This is a genomic window from Bradyrhizobium sp. AZCC 1719 (assembly GCF_036924525.1).
In the GTDB taxonomy this organism is placed as follows: Bacteria; Pseudomonadota; Alphaproteobacteria; order Rhizobiales; family Xanthobacteraceae; genus Bradyrhizobium.
The window spans coordinates 126404-150797 of the sequence record NZ_JAZHRU010000001.1 but is presented as its reverse complement, the minus strand read 5'-3'; the positions used below and the strand labels follow the sequence as shown (position 1 = coordinate 150797).

Here is a 24394-nt window from a genome sequence, read left to right as displayed (position 1 = left end):
ATCTCGCCGTCAGGATAATGACGACGAAACGCGATCTTGAAGGTGAACGCAAACAAGTCACCGTGCTATTTGCCGACATCGTCGGATCTCTCAGAATAATAGCAGATCGCGACCCCGAGGAAGCGCAGAAGCTCCTCGATCCCGTTCTCGATCACATGCTCGAAGCCGTCCATCACTATGAAGGCATGGTGAACAGGGTCATGGGGGACGGCATTATGGCGCTGTTCGGAGCCCCACTCGCGCATGAAGATCATGCCGTGCGCGCATGTTATGCAGCCCTCAGGATGCAGCAGACGATTGCCCGCTATGCGGAAGAGATCCGCCGTGCTTACGGCGCGCCAATAACGATCCGGGTCGGTATCAACTCCGGTGAGATTGTGGTCTCCTCAATCAACAACGATCTCTACATGGACTACACGGTCGTCGGACAGACGGCCCATCTGGCATCCCGCATGGAGCAAATGGCGATGCCGGGTTCTGTACTCGCCACTGCCGATACTATCCGCCTCGTTGAAGGATACGTCGAAGCCAAGTCACTCGGCGAAATGACGATCAAGGGTCTCGCGAACCCAGTTGAAGTCTTCGAGATCACTGAAGGGGGCTTTGAGCGGACAAAGTTGCAGGCTGCCGCCTCGCGCGGGTTGACGCCGTTTGTCGGTCGCGAACTGGAAATTCAACAACTCACTCAGGCGCTGGATCACGCCCGAGGCGGTCATGGTCAGGTCGTGGCAGTCGTCGGGGAGCCCGGCATGGGCAAATCGCGCCTGATTCACGAGTTCGTTCACTCGTTCCGGACCGAAGACTGCCTGGTTCTTGAGACAAACTCGGCTTCATACGGCCATGCGGCATCGTACCTGCCGGTGATCGAATTGCTCCGGCACTATTATTTCAAGATCAGTCAACGCGACAACGCCAAGTCGATCCGCGAGAAGGTGACAGAAAAGATCCTGGCACTCGATCCTTCGCTGCAGGACGTAATCCCGCCGCTGCTCGATCTGTTGGACGCTTTGGATGCAGGTCATCCGTTCCAATCGCTGGATCCGCTCCAGCACCGGCAGCACACTTACCAGGCGATTACCAGGTTGCTGTTGCGCGAAAACCATGTGCAGCCGGTCGTCGCCGTGTTCGAGGATTTGCACTGGAACGATTCTCTTACCTTGGGCCTTCTGAACGAAATCGTCGTCAATGCGCGCGATGCGCGCTTGCTGCTGTTGGTAACCTACCGTCCGGAATTCCATGACGATTGGAGGGGGCGGCCGAATTACCGCAACCTGCGTCTTGAACCTCTGGAGAGTGCGAGCCTCACCACGCTTCTGCATTCACTTTTGGGATCCGACCCGGCACTCGAAAACCTCAAGAATTTTGTTCTGGATCGCGCGGGCGGAAATCCATTCTTCGTGGAAGAGCTGGTTCGAACGCTGGTGGACCGCAAGGTGCTGGAGGGGTCGCGACAGAACTACAGGATGGTCAAGCCGATTTCGGGAAACGAAATCCCGCCCACCGTACAGGCCGTTCTCGCCGCACGTATCGACGCGCTGGCAAAGGCCGAGAAGAGGCTGCTGCAGGAAGCTGCGGTCATCGGATACGACGTTCCGCTCTCGCTGTTGAAAGAAATAAGCAGTCTTCCCGACAGCGAGCTTCGCGGAGTGCTCGACAGTTTGCAGACGGCCGAATTTGTGTTTCCTACCCAGTTATTTCCAGATCTTCAATTTTCCTTCAAGCACGCTCTCACTCACGATGTCGCCTACGGAGGCCTGCGGAGCGAGCGGCGCCGCGACATCCATCAGCGCGTCGTTCTCGCGATAGAAAAGGTTTATGCCGGCCGCATCGGCGAGCATGTAGAGCGCCTGGCCGATCATGCGCTACGTGGCGGGCTTCAGGAAAAGGCCGTGACGTATTTGCGCCAGGCTGGAACGAAGGCTGCAGATCGAGAAGCCTATCCTGAGGCCGTAATCCTCTTCGAGCAAGCCCTCGAAGCGCTGGCCGGATTGCCGCAAAGCAAGGAGGCCATTCAGAAGGCGATCGATATCCGATTCGACATCCGCAATGTTCTGCAACCGCTCGGAGATCGCGACCATATTGCGGCCCGGCTGCGCGAAGCGGAGCAATTGGCGGATCGAATCGGGGACAAACAACGTAATGGATGGGTGCAGTCCTATCTGACCGAACAGTTCTGGATGCTCGGCCGATACAAGGAATCGATCGCGGCCGGAGAACGCGCCCTTGCGGTTGCCGAGCCGCTATCCGATTTACCTCTTCAGGTCGTCACCAATCTTCCTCTCGGATTGGCGCATCACACGCGGGGAGATTACAAGAAGGCGCGCGAATGTTTCGGCTGGAACGTCCTCCATCTGGAGGGCAATCTCGCCAGCCAGCGTTTCGGAATGTTCGTCCTGCCCGCCGCGTTCTCGCGTAGCTTTATCGCATGGGGCTTGGCCGATACCGGACAATTTTCCGAAGCGTTCAATGTCGGCGAAGACGCCCTTCGCATCGCCGAGAATGCGAGTCATCCCTTCAGTTGCGGTTACGCGCATCTCGGTCTCGGTGTCGTCGCGTTGCGCCAGGGAAATTTACGCCGCGCCCTACGTTCGTTCGAACGTGCGCTGGCAGCCGGCGCGTTCGCAGATAGTCCCGTCGGCTTTGCCTACGTTGCGCTGCATTTTGGCTATGCCCTTGCGCTAGCCGGCCGGGCGAACGAGGGGATTCCAATTCTGGAGCAGAGCATCGAGGTCGCCGAATCCAAAGGTTTCGTCGCCCGTCATTCGCTGCGTCTGGCTTATGTCAGCGAGGCTTACCTTTCGCTCGGGCGCGAGGGCGAGGCGCTGAAGGCGGCCACGCGTGCACTCGAGCTCGCCCGCAAACATGAGGAGCGAGCAAACGAGGCTTACTCGTTGCGGATGCTGGGCGAGGTCGACCTGTATCGAGGAAAGCTGAGCGATGCCGAGAGTTGGCTTACCCAAGGTGTAGTGCTTGCTGAAGAATTAGGAATGCGACCGCTGGAAGCGAACTGCCACAAGGGGCTCGCAAACGTGTTCGATCTTGGCCATCGGAAATCCAGCGCAGAGCACCACCGCAGCATTTCCAGGTCGCTGGCAGACGCGATGGAAATGCGCTTCTGGGGCTGAGCTTGTGAACTTGTAGATGTCGGGCTAGATTTCGTTCGCTTGGCAATTGTACAAGGCGACGGGGAGGCGGCCCATGGATGAGAATTCGCTTCTGCTTGGTATTCAGGGGATGCGAAGCGATTCCGATTACCACGCGGCGGAGGTACTGCGCCGAGAAACCGATGGCGGTGCGGAGACCATGGCCGCCGCTCCATCAGATAGCAGAGAGCACGCGGCGGTTCGGCTCCTTATCGTTACCTGGGAGTCGATCGCGGTCCTGATGCGCGGTGTCAGAGCCAAGGACAAGATCTACGAAGTTACTCCGATATGTCACATGTATGAGGTGCTTGAGCCGGCGATCAGATACTTCAGGAAGGAGACGCCGGAGTATGCAGCAAACTTTGAGAAATTGAATGTCGACTATCACGCCTGGCTAAAGAAGAAAAAGAAGAGTGCCAGCTATGAGAGCGCCGCCTGCGGCGGCATGCATGCGCGATTTGGCTAACCTGGCGCTCAGCGAGAGCCTCGGCTCTCGCTTTTCAACCTGGCTGCTTCGTCCATACCTTGACCTGGGCCGGCTCCAAGCCGGACCCACGCATGCCAGATCGATTGACGCCGGCTGGCAAGCCTATGCCGATCCGGATAGCCCTTCCTTCCTTCCACAACGTGCATTGTCGCCCGGTTTTCGCGTGCAGCTCGCAGAGCAGGCCGGCGCGCCTTATGCAGTCAGCGATCCTCGTGATCTTGCCAAGGATCTGCGTACTGATCGGTGGCGCAAGCTTTGTCAGGACCTTGAGCTTTGGCCAAAGCTTTCGTCCGCGCGCAAATGCCGGCTGGCGGCGCTTCTTCACTCGATGTGCCTGTACGAGCCATTGCTCAAACTCATTCCGGAGGATTGGGCCAGTGACAGCGATGCTGATCCTCGCGCCGCACAACTCGCGTTCTGCCGGGCATCGGCAAAATTCATGCTCGATTTGCCGAAACGAACGTCCAGCTACGATTCCGGGACCATGTCCGCTTTTGAGAATATTGCGATCGATGACCGGTGCCATGCGCCCGTAAGGTTCAATGCAACAGCAATGGTCTTCGTTCAGAAAGCCAAGGCCCGCGCGCCACTCGCCGAACTCGATGATTGGGGCAAGCGGTTCGAGATTGCCTTTGCCGCCGTAGAGGACGGCGAGACTGGATTTACCGCGCAATTGTTCAAAAGCAGATTTTATCGGGGAATGGGCTTCCTTCCTCAAGCTGCGGGCAACCGGGAAGCGATGATCAGGACAATGGACATTGCGGAGCGCCAGGCGCGGGACCTTGCGCCAACGACGGCGGCGGAGGAGATTCTTTATCGCGAGAATCTGCATGCGGTGTTGGAAAGCCGAACCAAGGAAGCGCTTTGGCTGAATGATCTCGAGCTGGCAGCATCGAGGGCCTCCGACCTGACGCGGGTAGACCCGTACGATTCGAAGGCCTGGGTTGAGCTCGGTCAGGTCCATTACCTTCAGGGTAATTGGCAACGCGCGGCCGAAGCGTATGTCGTTGCCGCGATGCTGGGCCCTCCAGCGAGTTCGGTCGGCCGGTACATGGCCGGCGTCTGCTTCGGTAAGTTGGGTCTGGAATTTCTGGCAGCCTTTCTGTTCAAGGAAACCCTGGAGATCGACCCGCTCGGAATATCCTCCCGTCAGGAGATATTTGATTTGCCCGACATTGAGGTCCTGGACACGCTGAAGCAGTGGGCGCGCTCGAACATAAGGTTATGACTTCTCTCCCTGTCGAAACGTAACGAGCTCGCAAGTTGTGATGCATCTTCCCTTCTTCTACGGCTGGCTGATCGTTGTGGTGACGTTCGTCACCATGGCGATCGGCGTCAATGCGCGGACGGCGTTCTCGCTGTTCTTTCCGCCGATCATCGGCGAGTTCGGATGGGATCGCGGCGTCACCGCGGGTGCGTTTTCGTTCGGCTTTGTGGTTTCCGGCGGCGTCAGCCCGCTGATCGGCCGCATGATGGATCGCCTTGGTCCGCGCGCGGTGATGGAGCTCGGCGTTGCGCTGATGGGCGGCGGGCTGTTGCTGGCGCCGCTGACGACGCAGCCCTGGCATCTCTATCTCACCATCGGAGTGCTGGTCGGCGCGGGCAGCGTGTGCCTCGGCTATTCCGGCCAATCGCTGTTCCTGCCGAACTGGTTCATTCGCCGCCGCGGGCTCGCCATGGGGCTCGCCTTTGCCGGCGTCGGCATCGGCTCGGTGACCCTGCTGCCTTGGGTGCAGCACATGATCGAGCAGACCGGCTGGCGCACCGCCTGCACCGCGATGGGCATCCTGGTGCTCGCCGTGCTCGCGCCGATCAACCTTCTGCTGCGAAAGCGGCCCGAGGACATCGGTCTACAGCCGGATGGCGACGCGGCGCCGTCGGCGACATCGGCCGCGTCTCGCTCGAACGTCGTCGATCCCGTGTGGGCCGCCACCGACTGGACGCTGCGCCGCGCGCTGCGTACCGCGCGATTCTGGTGGATTTCGCTCGGCTATTTCGGTGGCCTGTATGTCTGGTACGCGGTGCAGGTGCACCAGACCAAATACCTGCTCGACATCGGCTTCAGCGCCAACGTCGCGGTGTGGGCGCTCGGCGTCGTCAGCCTGCTCGGCATACCGGGCCAGATCTGGCTCGGGCATCTTTCCGATCGGATCGGCCGCGAATGGATCTGGGCGATAAGCTGCGCCGGCTTTGCGATCTGCTTTGCGGCGCTGATCGCCTTGAAGTTCGCGCCGATACTGCCTTTGGTCTATCTCATGATTTTCACGCAAGGCGCGCTCGGCTATGGCCTGACCTCGATCATGGGCGCGGTGGTGCTGGAAATCTTTCAGGGCAAGCAATACGGCAGCATCTTCGGCACCATCATGCTGGCCGCGCTGGCCGGAGGCGCGGCGGGCCCATGGGCGACCGGGCTGCTGTACGACCTTTCAGGCAGCTATACGCTCGCCTTTGCGCTCGGCATTGCCGTCAGCATCCTGTCGGCAGTGGCGATCTGGCAGGCATCGCCAGGCAAGGTGAGGGCGGTCGCGGGACAAATGCACAAGGCGCCGATCAAGCACGACCAGGCGTAGCCGCAACGTCTCATGCCGATGAAATTCCCATCGCCCGCTGCAGGTCGCCGATGGCGCGAAAGAAGCTGTCGGGCGGCGTGGTCTCCGGGTCGATCAGGCGGTGCAGGCGAAAGCCGTCCTCCAGCGCCAGCACCAGCGCGCCGGCCCATGTCGGATTGAGAATGGTCGTTCTGCCGCTGTTCCTGGCCGTGGTCTCGATGATGTCGGTGACCAGCTTTCGCCGGGCGCGCAGCCGCTTGGCAAGTTCAGGCCGGCGCTTTTCGGCGCGTGCGACGAACAGGATCATTTCCATGTGCAGCAGGGGCGAGCGGCCGAGCGGATCCTGCTGGCTTCTATTCATGGTCTTGAGCGCGTCGATGAAGTCGGCGAGGTTCTTATGCCGCTCGAGCAGATCGCGGATGCGCCCGATCGATTGCTCGACGTGATCTTCGAGCATGGCGATGATCAATTCGTCCTTGCTCTTGAAGTTCGAATAGAATGCCCCGCGCGTGAAGCCGGCGGCCGCCGCAATCGCCTCGATGCTGGCGCCGCCAATCCCCTGTTCCTCGAACACGCGCGCCGCCGCCTCGAACAGCTTTTCGCGGGTGTCGTCCCTTGTGGGTCTGGTTCGCACTCTTGACATCTGTCCAGTTTAGGCGAGAATGCAACTCAATACAACAATGTATCGAATTTCGACCGATCGGCCCGGGGGAAAACGCGCTGAATGGCGCACAGCCAGCAGGAGGTCACCATGAACGAGCATGTTCAGACTGCCAGTAGCGCGCCGTTGTTCAATCCGCTGGCTCCGGAATTCATTCGCAACCCCTATCCGCATTACCAGCGGATGCGTACCACCGATCCCGTGCATTTGACGCCGCTCGGCATGTATGTCGCAAGCCGCCATGCCGAGGTCAGCCTCGTCATGCGCGACCGGCGGTTCGGCAAGGATTATGTCGAGCGCACCGTCCGCCGCTACGGCCCCAAGATCATGGACGAGCCGGTGTTCCGCAGCATGAGCCACTGGATGCTGCAGCAGGATCCGCCGGACCACACCCGCTTGCGCGGCCTGGTGGTGAAGGCCTTTACCGCGCGCCGGGTCGAGGACATGCGCCCGCGCATCCTGCAGGTCGTCGACGAGACGCTCGACCGCATCATCCCGCAGGGGCAGATGGACCTGATCGAGGATTTCGCGTTCCGCCTGCCGGTTACCATCATCTGCGACATGCTCGGGATCCCCGAGGACCATCGCGAGGCGTTTTATACCGGTTCACGCGACGGCGGACGCCTCCTTGATCCGGTGCCGCTGTCGCCGGAAGAGATCAAGCAGGGCAACGCCAGCAACGCGCTGGCGGCGATGTATTTCCAGCAACTGTTCGATCTCAGGCGCAAAAGCCCGGGCGACGACCTGATCACCCAACTGGTGCAGGCCGAGGAAGACGGCAGCAAGCTCACCAACGAAGAACTGACCGCCAACATCATCCTGCTGTTCGGCGCCGGCCACGAGACCACCGTCAACCTGATCGGAAACGGCTTGCTGGCACTGCATCGCAATCCAGACCAGCTCGCGCTGCTCAAGGCGAGGCCCGAGCTCATCACCAACGCCATCGAGGAATTCCTGCGCTACGATTCCTCTGTGCAGATGACCGGCCGGGTGGCGCTGGAGGACATCGACGATCTCGGCGGAAAGCGCATTCCGAAGGGCGAGAGCGTGCTGTGCCTGCTCGGCTCAGCCAACCACGACCCGACGGTCTATCCTGATAACCCGGAGCGGCTGGATATCACCCGGCCCAACGTGAAGCCGCTATCGTTCGGCGGCGGCATCCACTTCTGCCTCGGGGCCCAGTTGGCGCGGATCGAGGCCGAGATCGCGATCTCGACCCTGCTTCGGCGCATACCGGACCTGCGGCTCGATGACGCTGTCAATGCGGAATGGCGGCCGACCTTCGTGCTGCGCGGCCTGAAGCGCCTGCCGGCAAGCTGGTAAGACTCTGACAACTCCCCTGGCGGCGGTTTTGAGCCCCAGGTTCAGTGGGCGGGGCCTGGCGAGGCTCCTGTCAGTATGCCGCTGTGACTTCGCCATACTTCTCTCTATATTCCGGGCAGCTCCGGGGCAGGGTCCGGCATGGCGCGCGGCCAGCGCCGGGGCGGTTCAAGGGGAAGCACCGTGCAGACGACACTGCTCGGCCTGGCAATCGCCTTCATCATTGCGCTGATTGCCGCGCTGGTCGGGCCGTACTTTATCGACTGGAACCAGTTCCGGCCGCAATTCGAGGCTGAGGCGAGCCGAATTATCGGCGCGCCGGTCCGCGTCGGCGGCAAGCTCGACGCGCGCCTATTGCCGGCGCCGTCGCTGCAATTGCACTCGGTCGCGGTCGGCGGCGCCAATGATCTCGGCAAGGTTCGCGCCGACAAGCTCGACGTGGAATTCAGCCTGGGCTCGCTGATGCGTGGCGAGGTGCGCGCCACCGAATTGACGATCAACCGCATGTCGCTCGATCTCGGCCTCGATTCCAGAGGACGGATCGACTGGCCGGCATCGACCGGGACGCTCAATCTGGGTTCACTGGCGATCGATCGGGTCAATCTGACCGGCCGCATCGCCCTGCATGACGCGGTCAGCCGCTCTACGCTCGAACTGAACGACATCGCTTTCAGCGGCGACGTGCGTTCGCTGGCCGGTTCGATCCGCGGCGACGGCAATTTCATGCTGTCGGGCACGCGCTATCCGTTTCGCGTCTCGTCGGGGCAGGGCCCCGAGGGCAACGGCACCCGCGTTCATCTCAATATCGATCCGGGCCAGCGTTCGCTCGCCATCGATCTCGACGGCCTGCTGAACTTCGATTCCCGCGCGCCGCGGTTTGAAGGCGCGATAACGCTCGTCGCTCCTCCCGGCCAGAAGGGCAAGGGCAACGATCCACCGTGGCGTATCGCCGCCAAGGTCAAGTCCGATTATTCGGCGGCGCGGCTCGAACAAGTCGAAGTGACCTATGGCGCCGAGGAGCGCGCCCTGAAACTTGCAGGCAGCGGCGACATCCGTTTCGGCGCGACGCCGTTGTTGCGCGCGGCGCTGTCGGCGCGTCAGCTCGATGCCGACAGGTTCGTTGCCAAGGAAAATGGCAAAGACAATTCGATCGAGCCGGCTCGCGCGCTGCCGGCGCTGCAGGCGCTTAGCTCCGTCGTTCCGCATCTGCCGATCCCGGCGCAAATCGAACTCGCCTCTGAGCAGGTCATCCTCGGCGGGCGCCCATTGCAGGACATCGCTGCCGAGCTCGAAGGCGATGCCAAGTCCTGGCGCGTCCACAGGCTGGAGTTCCGCGCGCCCGGCGCGACCAGGGTTTCGCTCAGCGAGGCCGGCGCGAAGAGCGCTGTACCGGACCGCTTCAAGGCCGCGCTCAGCGTCGAATCCTCCGATCCCGATGCGCTCTTGACCTGGCTGCAGGGCCGCGGCGACACCGCTTATCGCAGCCAGAAGCCGCTTCGCCTGCGCGGCGACATCACCGTGGCGCCCGAAGGCTTTGCCATCGACACCATGAAGGCCGACATCGATGGCGGCACGGTAGAGGGGCGGGTGGTGGTGTCGCACCGGCAAGCCGATCACGGCTCCCGGATCGATGCCGAACTGAAAGCGGCGCGCCTTGATCTCGATGCCGCCACGGCTTTTGCGCGGTCGCTTGTAGGGCCGCACGGCGAGTGGCCGGACGAGGGAAAGCTTTCGCTCGATATCGGCCGCGCCACCTCCGCCGGCCAGGAGCTATCTCCGCTGCTCGCCAGACTGGCTTACTCGCCGGCGAAGATATCGCTCGAGCAGTTGAAAATCGGCGAGCTTGAAAACGTGACGCTGGACGGCGCGGGCAATTTCGATCGCGTCAACGCGACCGGATGGTTCGCGCTCAATTCGAGCGCCGCCTCGCTCGGCCGGCTGACCAGCCTGATCGTTCCCTTTTCACCGCCGCTGGCCGCGCGGCTCAATGCGATGGGGACGAGCCCGGGTCCGGCGCGCCTGAAACTGGCGCTCGATCTCACCAAAAATGCCGGGCCGTCCGATCGCGTCCAGGCGCGCGCCACGGCCGAACTCGACTCGCCGCTGCTCAAGGGCACCAGCACGATCACCGCCAGACCTGCCGTCGCGGCGATCCAGGGCATCGATCTGGCCGCGCTCCAGCGCAGCGAGGTCTGGATCGATTCGAAATTGTCGTCGGAGCAAGGTCGCACCTTGCTTGCCTTGCTCGGCTTCGATCGCGCCATCGCGGCGGGCGACGGCCCCGCGCAATTCGAGAGCACCGCGACGGGCGCATGGGGCGCGCCGTTGCGGCTCAAGGCAAAGATCTCGGGAACGGGACTCGATGCCGAAGCGGAAGGCTCCGCCGAACCATGGGCGCCGGAGGCAAAGGCCGTTCTCGGCTTGAAGGTTCGCAGCGCCGATTTCGCCCCGCTGCTCGATCTCAAACCGGCGGATACGCTAGCGCAGAACATCGGCCTGTCCTCGCGCGTGCAGCTCACCGGCAACAAGCTCACCTTCGACGATCTCGACAGCAGCGTCGGCGGTTCGCGCCTGCGCGGCCGCGTGGCGGTGACGCTCGGCGAGGAAAAGGAGATCGAAGGTGAGATCGGCGCCGACCAACTCGCGCTGACGCCGGCCCTTGCCCTGGCGCTCGGTGCCGCCGGACACGATGCCGCCGAGCCGCTCGGCCCCGGGATTGCGAAGGGTTGGCGCGGCAGCATCGCGTTTCAGGCGTTGCGCGGCCTGCTTCCAGGCGGAAGCGAATTGCAGCCGGTGAGCGGGGTGGTCAAGAGTGACGGCAAGTCGCTGACCTTCGACGCCATCAAAGGCAAGATCGGCGGTGGCGATGTCACGGCCACGATCGATGCAAGGCCGGGCGCGCACGGAATTGCCTTGAACGCGAGCGTCCAGCTTTCCGGTGTCGACGGCGCGGCGCTGCGCTATCGCAATCTCGCGATGCCTGCCGGCCGGGCGTCGATGCAGATGACGCTGACGACCCAGGGCCGCAGCGCCTCGGCGCTGGCGGGCGCGCTGTCCGGCAGCGGAACGCTGACGCTGGAGGCGGCCAGGATCTCAGGCCTCGATCCGCGCGCTTTCGAAGTGGCGGTCCGCGCCAATGACAACGGGCAGGCCAAGGACGACGTCCGATTGAAGCAGATCGTCGAATCCGCACTTCCGGCCGGCGCGCTTGCGGTGCCTTCGGCGCAAATCCCGTTCACCATCAGGGACGGCCGGCTTCGCGTCGGCGCGACGACGCTGGACGGCAATGGCGTGCGGGCCATCGTCTCCGGCGGATACGATATCGCCGCCGATCAGGCGGATGTCCGCGCCGCCCTTTCACTGACGATGACGACCGGACGTCCGGAGATTCAACTGCTTGCCGTGGGGACGCCCGATGCGCTGAGCCGCAGCGTCGACGTTGCCCCGTTGTCTTCGTGGCTGGCGGTGCGTGCGATCGATCACGAAACGCGAAGGCTCGATGCCATCGAGCGCGGCGAGCCGCCACCGTCGTCGCCGCCGCCAATCGTGCTGCCTACGGAGGGGCAGTTGCCGATTCCGGAGGCAGTGCCGAGCGCGCCGGTCGTCGCGCCAAAGGGGCGCGACCCACGGCGGCCTCCGGCGAAGAAGGCGACCGCGCCGCGTCCGCCCGTCGTCAACGCGCCGCCGGCGCCTGTCGCAGGCCAGCCGCAGGTTGCGCCGCTGCCGCCGCCGATCGACGTCAGGCCCGCGCCGGGCGCCGCCAAGCCGAGGCCGCGTCCGCCGCTTGCGCTGACGCCGCAGTTCGCCAATCCGCCGCCGCGCTCTAACTAAGAACTCATTAGTCTCAATCTACATTGGGTTTCGACATCATGTAGCCGTCGCGCGTCTGCGGCAGCTTCCAGCCCAGAACCTTGCTCGCGACGAGCGTGCGCAGCACCTGGGCCGTGCCGCCGCCGATCGTGAACATGCGCACATCACGCGCCATGCGCTCAAGCGGGAAGTCACGCGAATAGCCGCGCGCCCCGAACACTTGCAGCGCATCATTGACGATTTTGATCGCGGCTTCCGACGCGAAGATCTTCGCCTGGGCAGCAAGGGCCGGATCGGGGAATGAGCTGCCGCCCGGACCTCGTGACGATGCGGCCGCATGCAGCATCAGGCGGGATGCGGTGAGCTGCGTCTGCATATCGGCAAGCATCCACTGCAGACCCTGGAACTCGCCGATCGGCCGCCCGAACTGCTCGCGCGTCTTGGCCCATTCAACGGCGTGCTCCAGCGCACCGGCAGCAATCCCCATGGCAACAGTGCCCGCGCCGACACGCTGGCTGTTATAGGCATTGATAAGGTCGGCGAAGCCGCGCTTGAAGCCCGACGGGGGCAGCAGCACCATGTCTGGCGTAGTCTCCAGATCTTCGAACACGAGCTCGCCCTCAGGCATGCCGCAGAGCCCCATTGTCGTTTCGCGCTTGCTCACGCGCAGTCCTTCGGCCTCCCCACGCACAGCCAGGAAGCCGCCAACGCCCAGTTCCTCACCGTCCTCATCGAATACTCGCGCGAAGATCAGGTGGAGGCGCGACACGCCAGCGCCGGTGATCCAATGCTTCTTGCCATTAAGCACGTAGCGGTTGCCGCGTTTGTCAGCCCGGGTCTTCATTCCGCTCGCGTCACTGCCCGCGTCAGGCTCTGTAATGCAGATGGCCGGTTTGTCGCCTGCCAACACGAGATCGGCCGCGCGCTTGCGCTGTGCGTCGGTACCGTACGCCATGACGGTCGAGATCGCACCCATATTGGCCTCAACGACGATACGCGCCGAGACCGTACACGAGCGTGCCATCTCCTCAATGACCAACACCGTATCGAGGAAGCTCCGACCTTGGCCGCCGTATTCTGTCGGAATGGTCATCCCCATGAAGCGCTCGGCTTTCAGCGCTTCTACGACATCCCAGGGATACTCGCGCGATTGATCAATCTCGGCGGCGCGTTTGCGAAGCAGCCCATTTGAGAGAGCGGCGGCTCTTTCTTTCAAGGCCAATTGCTGGGATGAGAGCTCCATGGCATCCTTCCATTCTGCACGGACTAGAGTATCCGGCGGCATCACCAGAGCAGCATTGTTCACCAGCCAATGCTTGCGTTGGCATAATCTCGACCCCTCAGGACGCCTTTTCCCCAAACTGCTGGTAAGCCTCGAGGGTCCTCATTGCATAGCTGTACGCTGCGCCGGCGTTGAGCGCGACTGCGGTGCCCATTGCATCAGTCAACTCTGCCTCGGACACCCCCGCTCGGCGCGCTGCTTCCGCATGGACGGCGATGCAGCTATCGCAGCGGGTGGTCACTGCCACGGCGAGGGCGATCAGCTCCTTCGTCTTCGGGTCGAGGACTCCGTTGCCGTTCTGACCAGCGCTCAGCGCCTGAAAGCCCGCCACCATCTTCGGATTGGCCGCCATGAGTGCTGCCCCGGCCCGACGGCCAGTGCGCAGATAATCTCTCCAATTTAAGAACATCTGATCCTCCCCTCATCCGCGGCCCATGGAGTAGAATTCGGAGTTCGGACGCATGCTTGTCACGTTGGCAAGTCGGTTCGACAAGCCGAAGAAGGCTGAGATCGCAGCGATGTCCCAGATGTCCTCCTCGGTGAATCCGTGCGACTTCAGCGTAGCAAAGTCGCTCTCGGACACTTTTTGGGCCTCGGTCGAGACTCGAACAGCGAAGTCCAGCATCGCCTTCTGGCGATCGGTGATGTCGGCCTTGCGGTAGTTGACGGCGACCTGATCCGCGATCAGCGGGTCCTTGGCACGTATCCGCAGGATCGCGCCGTGCGCGACCACGCAGTACTGGCACTGGTTGAGGTTGCTGGTCGCAACCACGATCATCTCGCGCTCGGCTTTGGTCAGGTTGCCGGGCTTTTCCATCAGCGCATCGTGGTAGGCGAAGAATGCGCGGAACTCCTCCGGTCGGTGCGCGAGCACGAGAAAGACATTCGGAATGAAGCCCGACTTCTCCTGGACGGCCAGGATGCGATTCCGGATGTCATCGGGCATGTCGGCGAGATCGGGAACAGGGAAGCGACTGACTGCAAGTGCTTGGGTCATGACTTTGGTTCCCAGATTACTACTCGTTAGAGATCGGGACGATCACGCGGCACCGCACCGCGCCCGCGGGACGGGCCTTCTTCGTTCCCATTTTCATTCTTCTCATGTTTCGCCTTGGATCATCGCAAGGAATCCTTCGGCGAATACGTCGAGCGCGTCGGGGCGCCGTTCGAGCTTGGCGCGCAGCACCGCGCCCTCCCAGCCGGTCCAAAAAAACTGCGCGAGACACTCGCAATCGATGCCTGTGGGAATCTGGCCGGCCTCCTGCGCCAACCGCAGGCAACGGGAGGTCCGCACTTCCCAGTCCCGGAAGACGGCGGCGAGGCGCTTGCGGAATGGTTCTGGCAGAACGCCCATCTCCTGCCCGAGATTGCCGACGAGGCAACCGCGCCGGTAGCCGTACCGCGCCATCCCCGACCGGGCATCTGCTATGAAATCACGGAGACGGTCGAGCGGAGCACGATCCGTGTTGTCGAACCATCGGTCCAACTTGCGTGCGAAATAGTCGGCATAGGCGTCGATCAGTTCGAGACCGAAGGCCTCCTTGCTGTCGAAGTAGTGGTAAAATGACCCTTTTGGGATCTCTGCAGCTTCCAGGATCTCCTCAACCCCAACGGCACTGAAGCCTTTCTCGGTCAGGATCGCGACGCCAGTGCGTAACAGACGTGCGCGCGGCGCGTTTGGCCGTGTTTGGTCCTTGGGCGGGCGGCCACGTCGACGAGGTTCGGTTGACGGCAAAATCGCTTTCATGGCGATTTATTAGACCAATCGTCTCGTAAAATCAAGGCGGGTATTCCCGCACGGCCTAACCGAGCACGATCTCCCGGTTAATCCCGATCGCCTTCAGAAACGCCTCGTCGTGGCTGACGGCGATCAGCGCGCCGTCGAATCCCTTTAGTGCACTCTCGAGCTCCTCGATCGAGACAAGGTCGAGATGGTTGGTCGGTTCGTCCAGCAGCAGGAGCAGAGGCGGCTGCGGTCGCGCGAATACGCAGGCCAAACCCGCGCGCAGCCGCTCGCCGCCGCTCAGCGTCGCCGCGATCTGCAGCGCCGCTTTGTTACGGAACGCAAACCGCGCCAGGGCGGCGTGCGCCGCGTTGGCCGAGAGTTCTGGATTGAGGCGCCGCAGATTGTCGAGGATGCTTAGCTCGGGATCGAGCAGGCCGACATGCTGATCGAGCACGGCAATACGGTCGGTGAGGCGGTCGATGTCACCGCTCGCGGGGGGCAACTCACCGGTGAGCAGGCGGAACAAGGTGGTCTTGCCAGAACCGTTGGCGCCGCGGATGGCGATCCGCTCGGGTCCGCGAACCTCGAACGACAGCGGTCCGAACAGACGGCGCTCCCCGAAAGCCATCACCACGTCCCTGAGGGCGACGAGTTCGCGGCCGCCGGGCAGATGGGTGCGCGGTAGATCGATCGAAAGCGGTGTCAGGATCTCGACTTGCGCTTTGGCTGTTTCCAATGCTTCGGTGCGCTCGCCGAGCAGGCGGCTGGCAAGCCCGCTTTCGCGCGCGGCGCTGTTCTCGGCGCGCTCCTTCTCGCGGTCCATGAACATTTTGTCCTCGATGCCCTTGGCGCGCCAGGCCCGGCCGGCCTTGTCGCGGCGCGCCTTCTTTTCCCGCGCCTTCTGCACTGCGCGCTCGGTATTGCGCAATGCATCCGAGGCGCGGTCGAGGTCATCGGCGGCGCGGGCCCGCGCCGCCTCACGCGCCTTGGCAAACTCCGGCCACGCGCCGCCGAACAGGGTGACGCCAACCGGCGTCAGTTCGACGATGCGGTCGACGCGTTCGAGCAGCGTGCGGTCGTGGCTGGCGACGAGCACGCCGCCCTGCCAGCGTTCGAGCATCTGCGCCACGGCCTGTCTTCCGTCGGTATCGAGATTGTTGGTCGGCTCGTCCAAGAGCAGCAGATCCGGTGCCTCGATCAAAAGCCGCGCCAGCGCCACCCGCGTCCGCTCGCCGCCGCTCAAGGAGACGATCGGGCGATCCAGCGGCAGCGACGGCAGTCCGGCCTCGATCAGCGTCGCTTGTATTCGCGCTTCCAGCGTCCAATCCGCTTCCGTCGCGTCATCAAGCGATCCTTCGCCGCGTTCGAGCCGGCGCAGGCGGGCGAGGCCGCCGGCGACGCCAAGCGCCTCGTCGGTCGTCAGCCGTTCGTCAGTCAGTTGTGCGAGCATGCCGATCGAGCCGATGCGTTGCAGCGATCCGCCGGCAGGTTCGATCTCGCCCGCAATCAGGCGCAGCAATGAGGATTTGCCGCAGCCGTTGCGGCCGACAAGGCCGGTGCGCTCGCGCCCTAAGGCGAGCGTCAATCCGTCGAACAGCGGGCGTCCGTCAGGCGTGGCGAGGGAGATGGAATCCAGAACGAGAAAGGCAGGCATGGAGAGCTTCCGAAAATGGACTGAGGTCGCGAGGCGCGGTCAGCTTTGCGATGTCCATTTCTCTCTCCAGGGGGTCTCTACGCTTCTTCAGCCGGTTTTCGCCGGGTTCCGTCGGCCGCTTTTGCGGGGACTGCAACGACCGTCAATTAGATACGCATTGCCGTCATTCGTCCAGCTAGGCAAGGCGCGCAAACGGTTCGCGCGCGACCTGGCGGGAATACTTCCCTCGCGGCGGGGTCTCTACCTCCGGCTGGACCATGGATGGCTCACGCAGGAAACCCGGAGGTTTGCATGATGAAGTCGGCAATCAAGTTCGCTACGCTGGCGTTGTTTTCAATGGCAGTGATCGCATCGCCGCCATCCGTTCCGGCCTATGCCGCAGGAGGCGGCGGTGACCCGCCTTCGGCCGCCCCGCCGCCGCCGGACACCAGATCCGCTCCCAAATCGACCTCGAAGTCGAAGAAGAAGCCACCCAAACAGTCGAGCACCGACGATGATGCGTTCCGGAAAGCGTACCGTGCCGCGCATGCGACGATCTATGAGCGCAACGACTTTGCTGGTGCCATCGAGCAGCTAAAGGCGCTCGGCCGTGACGATAACGCCGACGTCGCCAATCTGATCGGCTATTCCTATCGCAAGCTCGGCGACTACGGGCTGTCGCAGGTTTGGTACGAGCGCGCGTTGAAGGCGGATCCGAACCACGTGCTGACCTGGCAGTACTACGGCCTGTGGCAGGTCGAGCAGGGCAATCGCGACCAGGCGTCGTATCATCTGACGCGGATCGCGGCGATTTGCGGTACGGCTTGTGAGGAGTATCGATCGCTGGCCGCGGCGCTCGAAAAGCCGCCCGGCACCGGACTCGTTTATTGAGCTTATGACGTAACAGGGCGGGTGCGTTGCGACGCGCTCGCCTGATCGAGGCTTACGCCTGCGGCCGCGGCGCGTCCGGCGCGGCCGCAGGCATGGCGCGGGTACGGAAATAGTCGAGCACGAAGAGACGGATTGCCGAGGACAGGTTGCCCTGCTGGCGATTGCTGTCGATCTCGCCGACGAGTTCGGACAGCGTCATGTTCCGCAGGCCCGAGATTTCCTTCATCCCGTTCCAGAAAGCTTCTTCGAGGCTGACGCTGGTCTTGTGACCGGCAACGACGATCGAGCGTTTGACGACGGGCGACTTCATGATGCGTCTCCGTCCTCGAGCTTGTGCTGGTCCAGAAGATCGCCGGCGCGATCCTTGCGACGTTCATCGAGCGTGCGTTCGGCCTTGGTCCGGCCAAAGCGTGCGCGGTTGGCATCGGCTTGCCTTGCCGATTGTTCCCGTTCGGTACGCTTCTTGAATCGCTTCAGATTGATCACGTCTCCCATGCTCGCCTCCATCATCCGGCGACTCGAGGACATGATGATTCATGGGGCGGAAAAACGTCGCGTCGTGCGCAAGCAAATTTGATGGTCATTCGGAATCCCCGTCTACCGGCTCTGATAGCATCAAAAAATACATTTCGCTCTGCGAAAAACCGAATAATTCCTGCTCCTACCATGCGTCAACACAACGGCGATAGATGATCCACCTCATTCTTCAGGTATCATCCATAATTTATATCTCTCATCCGTAGTTTCCCGGGGGGCGATGCGGCGATCAACCCGGGTGTGTCATTTTGTCCGGCTGCACCAGACGTTCGAATTCGGGGGCGTCTACAAATCCGAGGCGCACAGCCTCTTCCTTCAATGTCGTTCCGCGCGCGTGCGCCGACTTGGCGACCTTCGCCGCGTTGTCGTATCCGATCCTGGGAGCCAGTGCGGTGACCAGCATCAGCGAGCGCTCCATCAATTCGCGGATTCGCTTTTCGTCGGCGCGGATGCCCACCACGCAATTTTCGGTGAACGAGCGCGCCGCGTCCGACAGCAGTTGAATGGAATGCATCATACAATATGCCAATACGGGTTTGTAAACATTCAATTCGAAATGCCCCTGACTGCCGGCGACGGTGACGGCGGTCTGGTTGCCGAACACCTGACAGCAGACCATGGTCATCGCTTCGCACTGAGTCGGGTTGACCTTGCCGGGCATGATCGACGAGCCCGGTTCGTTTTCCGGCAGGATCAATTCTCCGAGACCGGAACGCGGGCCCGAACCCAACAGGCGAATATCATTGGCGATCTTGAACAGGCCGGTCGCCACCGAATTGATCGCGCCATGCACCAGCACATAGGCGTCGTTGGAAGCCAGGGCCTCGAACTTGTTGGGCGCGCTGGTGAACGGCAGCCTTGTGATTTTCGCGACATCCCTGGCGAACAGCTTTGCAAATTTCGGCTTCGAGTTGAGACCGGTTCCAACCGCGGTGCCGCCTTGCGCGAGCGGGAACAGTTCCTTCACCGTGGTTCGCAGCCGCGCGATCCCGCTCTCGACCTGCGCGGCGTAGCCCGAAAATTCCTGCCCCAGTGTCAATGGCGTTGCGTCCTGGGTGTGGGTTCTCCCGATCTTCACGATCTTGGCGAACGCCTTTTCCTTCTTGCGCAGTTCGCGATGCAACTCGTCGAGCGCCGGAATCAGGTCGGCTGCGATGCGTCCGGCGGCAGCGATGTGCATCGCCGTCGGGAATGAATCGTTCGACGATTGACTCATGTTGACGTGGTCGTTGGGATGAACCGGTTTCTTGGCGCCGAGCTCGCCGCCTAGCATCTGGTTGGCGCGATTGGCGATCACCTCGTTGAGGTTCATGTTGGTCTGGGTGCCCGAGCCGGTCTGCCAGACGACCAGCGGGAAGTGATCGTCGAGCTTGCCTTCGATCACCTCGCGTGCGGCGCGGATGATGGCGCTGGCTCTGCGTGCATCGAGCAGTCCGAGCTCCCGGTTGGTTTGGGCGGCGGCGAGCTTGACGATACCGAGCGCATGGACGATCGCGATCGGCATGCGGTCCTGGCCGATCTTGAAATTCTGCCGCGAGCGCTCGGTTTGCGCGCCCCAATAGCGGTCGGCGGGAACGTCGATCGGACCGAAGCTGTCGGTCTCGCTACGGGTAGATTTGTTTCCGGATGTTTTTGCTCGAGCCATGCGTATGTCCGTTGCGCCGTGAAGGGGCGGAACGCGTACACTACAGCGTAGCGGAGTTTCTCGCGCTTAGATTATTTCTTGCGGAAACGATCCAGTCGCACCACCTCAGCGCCTTCGCTCGTCTTTGCCGGCTCGTCCTCGATTTCCGGGGCGGGCTCCGGCGCGGCGATGGGCAGGGCGGACGGCGCGGAAACCGCCGGCACCTTCGCCGCGGGCGCTTCTGCCGCCGTTTCCGACGGCTCGAATTGCAGGCCGAACTGTACCGACGGATCGAGGAAGCTCTTGATCGCCGCGAAGGGCACCACCAGCCGCTCGGGAATGCCGCCGAACGACAGGCCGACCTCGAAACGATCCTCCGTCACCACCAGATCCCAGAACTGATGCTGCAGGATGATCGTCATCTCTTCCGGATATTGCGCCAACAGCCGCGGCGACAGCTTCACGCCGTCGGCGGTGGACAGGAAGGTGATGAAGAAATGATGCTCGCCGGGCAGGCCGTGTTCGGCCGCGTCAGCCAGCACGCGGCGCAGCACTCCGCGCAGCGCGTCGCGCGCCAGCACGTCATAACGGATGTGATCGGTCGCCATGGTCGTCCTGTCAGGTTTTATGGCCGCCGGTCCCCCGACTCGCCCCTTTGCCCCTATGCTACCCCGGCGGGAGCCGCAGGTCAGCAGGCGCGACGGATCGATTTTGCAGCAACGGCTCCCGTCGGCCGGAAATGAAGAGAATTAAGTGGAGGCTTCTGTTGCCAGGTGCCTCCGAACCCCGCCTAGCGGAGCTTAACCCGCTAGGACTTTAGATCGGTCTTTCAAACTGCGTTACGCAGCCTGAGCAACCGGAGCATAGTTGTCGTTTGCAACTATTGCATAGCCCGATAACGGCGGAACAATACCGGGAAAAAACTCGTCCTTTACGCCCTCGTCGATCCTGGTTCGCCCCCGCCGAAACCCACCACGGGGAGGGTGGGCTTGGGTGGAGGCGCCGGGTACTGCCCCCGGGTCCGAATGGTTTATTGCGACGGTCATTTATTTCCATAGCCGGCGAACCGGCACCCCCAATATAGGGTGCAGGTTCGGAGAAAGACAGGGCCAAAGGCGCTGAACAGGAGGGGAACATGGCCCCCAACTTTCGGTTTGCTGTCGCTCAGTTGCGGTTTCGTCACGGATTCGACGATTCCAAAATGTGCCGGTCACGTTCGTTGCACTAATTATGCGCAGTTCGCCGCCATCCCCAGCGTTCGCCCTTCGTAAGGTGATCGGCAATTCGCTCGCGTGTGTTGCAACGCGCCAACCGGAAAAGTTGCGATCTGTATGCTCTTTATGGGTCTGATGGCGGCTTTGGCCGCTCCGTTTACCGTTGGCGCTGGAGTGCTTTGGGTTTTGCTGGCGTTGTCTGACGAAAGTCGCTAGGCAGTTTCCGGGACAAGTATCCAGGTTATCCAAGCAAACGGGCGCGAAGCCTGTCTTGGGGAGGAGAGATATCCATGAATGCTACGCCGGGCCATGCGCCGGTCAAATCCATCATGCCGAAATGGGTTCGCAACCCGCAGGAGTTTGTCGGCGGAATTGCCTTGATGGCGATTGCCGTGTTCGCTCTTTGGGCGTCAAGCGACTTGCAGGGCATGCGCGGGTTTTCGTTCGGCGCCGGTACCGCGCCGCGGATGTTCGGATTTTTGCTGCTGGGACTAGGCGCCCTCATTACCGCCGTCGGCGTTGTCACCGAAGGTCCGCACCTTGCGAAATACCATTGGCGGGGACCGTTTTTCGTGACGATCGCGATCTTGACGTTTGCCTTCACGATCCGACCCATGGGAATGATCTTTGCCGCCATGGCCGCCTTCTTGATCGCGGCATGCGGGTCACCAGAGACCCGGTGGAAGGAAACGCTGATCGTTGCCGTCTGCCTGACGACGTTTTGCAGCCTGCTGTTTCCGTACGCGCTCGGACTGCCGTTGCAGCTCCTGCCGACTTTCATGATCCGGTGAGGGTGCGATGGGAGATATCTTTACAAATCTTGGACTCGGCTTCGGCGTCGTTTTCCAGTTCGTGCAGTGGACACCCGCCTTCCTTGGCGGAATTTCCATTCCGATCCCGGTCAATATTCTGCTGTGCCTGATCGGCGCACTGGTCGGTACGCTGGTTGGCGTGCTGCCCGGCATTGGCACCATCGCCACGGTGGCCATGCTACTGCCGATCACCTTTGGCCTGCCCCCGGTAGGCGCACTGATCATGCTGGCAGGCATCTATTACGGCGCGCAATATGGCGGCTCGACCACGTCGATCCTGGTCAACATTCCAGGTGAGGCCGGCTCGGTGGTCACCGCGCTTGACGGCTTCCAGATGGCGAAAAGAGGCCGCGCCGGTCCGGCGCTCGCGATTGCCGCGATCGGATCGTTCTTCGCTGGCTGCGTCGCGACCGTGCTGATTGCCCTGCTGGGTGCGCCGCTCACCAGGATAGCGCTGGCGTTCGGACCTGCCGAATACTTCTCGCTGATGGTGCTCGGCCTGATCTTCGCGGTCGTGCTCGCGAAAGGCTCGGTGCTGAAGGCGATCGCGATGATCGTGCTCGGCCTGCTGCTTTCGATGGTCGGATCCGACATCGAGACCGGTGCGTCTCGCATGGCCTTCAACATTCCCGAACTGGCTGACGGTCTTGGCTTTGCCACGCTGGCGATGGGATTGTTCGGCTTTGCAGAGATCATTCGCAATCTCGACGCCGGCGGCGAAACCGATCGCAAGCTGGTCCAGGAGAAGGTGTCGGGACTGATGCCGACGCGGAGGGATCTCAAGGAGACAGCCCCTGCGATCTTGCGCGGCACCGTGCTCGGATCGATTCTCGGCATTCTGCCGGGCGGCGGCGCCGTGATCGCATCATTCGCGGCATACACGCTCGAGAAGAAGGTCGCGAAAGATCCGTCGAAGTTCGGTCATGGCGAAATCCGCGGCGTCGCAGCACCCGAGAGTGCCAACAATGCCGCAGCCCAGACTTCGTTCATTCCATTGCTGACGCTTGGTATTCCGCCGAACGCAGTGATGGCGCTGATGGTCGGCGCAATGACGATTCACGGCATCGTGCCCGGTCCCCAGGTGATGCAGAAACAACCGGACCTGGTGTGGGGCATGATTGCCTCGATGTGGGTCGGCAACCTGATGCTGCTGATCATCAACCTGCCACTGGTCGGGATATGGGTACGGTTGTTGCGCGTGCCGTACCGGTTGATGTTCCCTTCGATCGTGGTTTTCTGCTGTATCGGCATCTACTCCGTGAACAACGCGCCAACCGACGTCATGATCGCTGGTGCGTTCGGGTTGGTCGGCTACTGGCTTATCAAGCACGATTTCGAGCCGGCGCCGTTGCTGCTCGGGATGGTGCTCGGGCCGCTGATGGAAGAAAACCTGCGCCGCGCACTGCTGATTTCGCGCGGCGACTGGTCAGTCTTCCTGACGCGCCCATTGTCGGCGGTATTGATGGCGATTGCAGCCGCGTTGCTTATCCTTGCGGTGCTGCCGTCGCTGCGCAAGAAGCGCGATGAGGTGTTTGTGGAATCGGAGAACTGACCTGCGTCGGTGCGCCGCAGCCCGAAGTCTGGTCGACTTCGGGCTAATTTTCTATGCCATGGAAAATGCCGGCCGGGGGGCTCGGCATTGCAACGGATCGCGGAGATCAAAATGAATTTGTACGGTCGCTCGCTTGCGAGCAGTTTTCTGGCAGTGCTTGCGGGGCTGGGCTTATTTTCTTCGCAGGCTCAAGCTCAGACTTATCCGACGCGCAACATCACCATGATCGTGCCGTTTGCGGCGGGCGGACCGACGGACGTCATCGCGCGCATCGTCACCGGCCATATGGCGCAGACGCTCGGTCAAACCATCATCATCGAAAACGTGGTCGGCGCCGGCGGCACCACCGCCACCACCCGCGCCGCGCGCGCCGCCAATGACGGCTATACGCTGATCACGGGGCATATGGGCACGCATGCGGCTTCTGTGCCGCTCTATCCCAAGCTCGCCTATCACCCGGAAAAGGACTTCGAGCCGGTCGGACTGCTCGCCGGCACGCCGATCCTGATCCTGGCGCGCAAGGATCTTGCGCCAAAGGACCTCAAGGAATTCATCGCCTACGTCAAGGCGAACGAGTCCAAGGTCAACGCGGCGCATGCCGGCGTCGGCTCGGTCTCGAACGTATCATGCGAACTGCTGAACTCGGTTCTGGGCGTCAAGCCGATCGGCGTTCCCTTCAACGGCACCGGTCCGGCGATGAACGCGCTGGTGGCCGGTCAGGTCGACTACATGTGCGACCAGATCGTCAATGCCGTGCCGCAGATCAACGGCGGCACCATCAAGGCCTATGCCGTGGCGACGCCGGAGCGTAACCCGTCCTTGCCCAATGTTCCCACCACCGCCGAGGCTGGCCTGCCGGCCTTCCAGGCCCAGGCGTGGAACGCGATCTTCGCGCCGAAGGGAACGCCCCCGGATGTCGTCGCCAAGTTGAACGCTGCGATCGTCAAGGCGCTCGACGACGAGAATGTGCGCAAGCGCCTGCTCGAACTCGGCAGCGTCATACCGCCTGCCGCCGATCGTACGCCGGCGGCGCTGGGAACGCTGGTGAAGAGCGAAATCGCGAAGTGGACACCGGTGGTCAAGCCGGTGAATTAATCCCTGTAATCAGACGGATAGGCGAGGGGCGGAACGCGGGTTCCGCCCCTTGTCGTTT

The 24394-nt window shown here is 62.3% G+C and carries 20 protein-coding genes and 1 other RNA gene; 10 read left to right on the top strand and 11 right to left on the bottom strand.

Annotation, left to right across the window (positions count from 1 at the left end; genetic code table 11):
* Nucleotides 1-17: 17 nt before the first annotated feature.
* The 4 genes from V1292_RS00750 to V1292_RS00735 all read left to right on the top strand — a co-directional run bounded on the left by V1292_RS00750 (nucleotide 18) and on the right by V1292_RS00735 (nucleotide 6200).
* Entirely contained in the window at nucleotides 18-3125 is a 3108-nt protein-coding gene (locus V1292_RS00750; protein WP_334369863.1) for an ATP-binding protein, read from the top strand.
* A gap of 73 nt (nucleotides 3126-3198) precedes the next feature.
* Complete coding sequence (locus tag V1292_RS00745; RefSeq protein ID WP_334369862.1) at nucleotides 3199-3609, top strand: hypothetical protein; 411 nt, start codon at nucleotides 3199-3201, stop codon at nucleotides 3607-3609.
* Nucleotides 3593-4858 carry a hypothetical protein gene (locus tag V1292_RS00740; protein WP_334369861.1) on the top strand — a complete coding sequence of 422 codons (1266 nt, stop codon included), beginning with the start codon at nucleotides 3593-3595 and terminating at the stop codon, nucleotides 4856-4858. The genes V1292_RS00745 and V1292_RS00740 overlap by 17 nt, the downstream gene beginning before the upstream one ends.
* Before the next feature lie 40 nt (nucleotides 4859-4898).
* Nucleotides 4899-6200 (top strand): MFS transporter, encoded by a 1302-nt coding sequence (locus V1292_RS00735; protein WP_334369860.1) that lies wholly within the window; start codon nucleotides 4899-4901, stop codon nucleotides 6198-6200.
* Between the two features lie 10 nt (nucleotides 6201-6210).
* Here V1292_RS00735 and V1292_RS00730 read toward each other — a convergent pair whose 3' ends face one another.
* Nucleotides 6211-6822 carry a TetR/AcrR family transcriptional regulator gene (locus V1292_RS00730; protein ID WP_334369859.1) on the bottom strand — a complete coding sequence of 204 codons (612 nt, stop codon included), beginning with the start codon at nucleotides 6820-6822 and terminating at the stop codon, nucleotides 6211-6213.
* 108 nt (nucleotides 6823-6930) lie between these two features.
* Here V1292_RS00730 and V1292_RS00725 point away from each other — a divergent pair, with 108 nt between their 5' ends.
* Both V1292_RS00725 and V1292_RS00720 read left to right on the top strand, forming a co-directional pair.
* Entirely contained in the window at nucleotides 6931-8163 is a 1233-nt protein-coding gene (locus tag V1292_RS00725; protein WP_334369858.1) for a cytochrome P450, read from the top strand.
* 180 nt (nucleotides 8164-8343) lie between these two features.
* Entirely contained in the window at nucleotides 8344-11991 is a 3648-nt protein-coding gene (locus tag V1292_RS00720; protein WP_334369857.1) for an AsmA family protein, read from the top strand.
* A gap of 13 nt (nucleotides 11992-12004) precedes the next feature.
* Here the strand turns inward: V1292_RS00720 and acdA are convergent, their stop codons facing one another.
* From acdA to V1292_RS00695, 5 genes are all read right to left on the bottom strand, one after another.
* Complete coding sequence (gene acdA, locus V1292_RS00715) at nucleotides 12005-13213, bottom strand: 3-sulfinopropanoyl-CoA desulfinase (protein ID WP_334369856.1); 1209 nt, start codon at nucleotides 13211-13213, stop codon at nucleotides 12005-12007.
* A 97-nt stretch (nucleotides 13214-13310) separates the two neighbouring features.
* Nucleotides 13311-13604: a carboxymuconolactone decarboxylase family protein gene (locus tag V1292_RS00710; protein ID WP_442895481.1), complete on the bottom strand. Its 294-nt coding sequence runs from the start codon at nucleotides 13602-13604 to the stop codon at nucleotides 13311-13313.
* Nucleotides 13605-13673: 69 nt separating this feature from the next.
* Nucleotides 13674-14249 (bottom strand): peroxidase-related enzyme, encoded by a 576-nt coding sequence (locus tag V1292_RS00705; protein ID WP_334369855.1) that lies wholly within the window; start codon nucleotides 14247-14249, stop codon nucleotides 13674-13676.
* A gap of 102 nt (nucleotides 14250-14351) precedes the next feature.
* A complete protein-coding gene (gene acuR, locus V1292_RS00700) occupies nucleotides 14352-14999 on the bottom strand; it encodes an acrylate utilization transcriptional regulator AcuR (RefSeq protein WP_334369854.1) in 648 nt (215 codons plus the stop codon).
* Nucleotides 15000-15054: 55 nt separating this feature from the next.
* Nucleotides 15055-16632, bottom strand: a complete 1578-nt coding sequence (locus tag V1292_RS00695; protein WP_334369853.1) for an ABC-F family ATP-binding cassette domain-containing protein — start codon at nucleotides 16630-16632, stop codon at nucleotides 15055-15057.
* A 291-nt stretch (nucleotides 16633-16923) separates the two neighbouring features.
* On the opposite strand from V1292_RS00695, the gene V1292_RS00690 reads away from it, so the two are divergent.
* On the top strand, nucleotides 16924-17502 hold the full coding sequence (locus tag V1292_RS00690; RefSeq protein ID WP_334369852.1) for a tetratricopeptide repeat protein: 579 nt from the start codon (nucleotides 16924-16926) through the stop codon (nucleotides 17500-17502).
* Between the two features lie 52 nt (nucleotides 17503-17554).
* On the opposite strand, the gene V1292_RS00685 is transcribed toward V1292_RS00690, so the two are convergent.
* The 5 genes from V1292_RS00685 to ssrA all read right to left on the bottom strand — a co-directional run bounded on the left by V1292_RS00685 (nucleotide 17555) and on the right by ssrA (nucleotide 20773).
* Entirely contained in the window at nucleotides 17555-17812 is a 258-nt protein-coding gene (locus V1292_RS00685) for a ribbon-helix-helix domain-containing protein (RefSeq protein WP_028350320.1), read from the bottom strand.
* Nucleotides 17809-17997, bottom strand: coding sequence for a DUF4169 family protein (locus tag V1292_RS00680; RefSeq protein ID WP_334369851.1), 189 nt, complete (start codon nucleotides 17995-17997; stop codon nucleotides 17809-17811). Before V1292_RS00680 ends, V1292_RS00685 begins: the two co-directional genes overlap by 4 nt.
* A gap of 271 nt (nucleotides 17998-18268) precedes the next feature.
* A complete protein-coding gene (gene fumC, locus V1292_RS00675) occupies nucleotides 18269-19684 on the bottom strand; it encodes a class II fumarate hydratase (protein ID WP_334369850.1) in 1416 nt (471 codons plus the stop codon).
* A gap of 71 nt (nucleotides 19685-19755) precedes the next feature.
* Entirely contained in the window at nucleotides 19756-20271 is a 516-nt protein-coding gene (locus V1292_RS00670; protein WP_334369849.1) for an SspB family protein, read from the bottom strand.
* Nucleotides 20272-20415: 144 nt separating this feature from the next.
* Nucleotides 20416-20773: a transfer-messenger RNA gene (gene ssrA / locus V1292_RS00665) on the bottom strand.
* Between the two features lie 394 nt (nucleotides 20774-21167).
* Here ssrA and V1292_RS00660 point away from each other — a divergent pair.
* From V1292_RS00660 to V1292_RS00650, 3 genes are all read left to right on the top strand, one after another.
* Complete coding sequence (locus V1292_RS00660) at nucleotides 21168-21668, top strand: tripartite tricarboxylate transporter TctB family protein (RefSeq protein WP_334369848.1); 501 nt, start codon at nucleotides 21168-21170, stop codon at nucleotides 21666-21668.
* Nucleotides 21669-21675: 7 nt separating this feature from the next.
* Nucleotides 21676-23241, top strand: a complete 1566-nt coding sequence (locus tag V1292_RS00655; RefSeq protein WP_334369847.1) for a tripartite tricarboxylate transporter permease — start codon at nucleotides 21676-21678, stop codon at nucleotides 23239-23241.
* 111 nt (nucleotides 23242-23352) lie between these two features.
* Nucleotides 23353-24336 carry a tripartite tricarboxylate transporter substrate binding protein BugD gene (locus V1292_RS00650; protein WP_334369846.1) on the top strand — a complete coding sequence of 328 codons (984 nt, stop codon included), beginning with the start codon at nucleotides 23353-23355 and terminating at the stop codon, nucleotides 24334-24336.
* Nucleotides 24337-24394 lie beyond the last annotated feature (58 nt).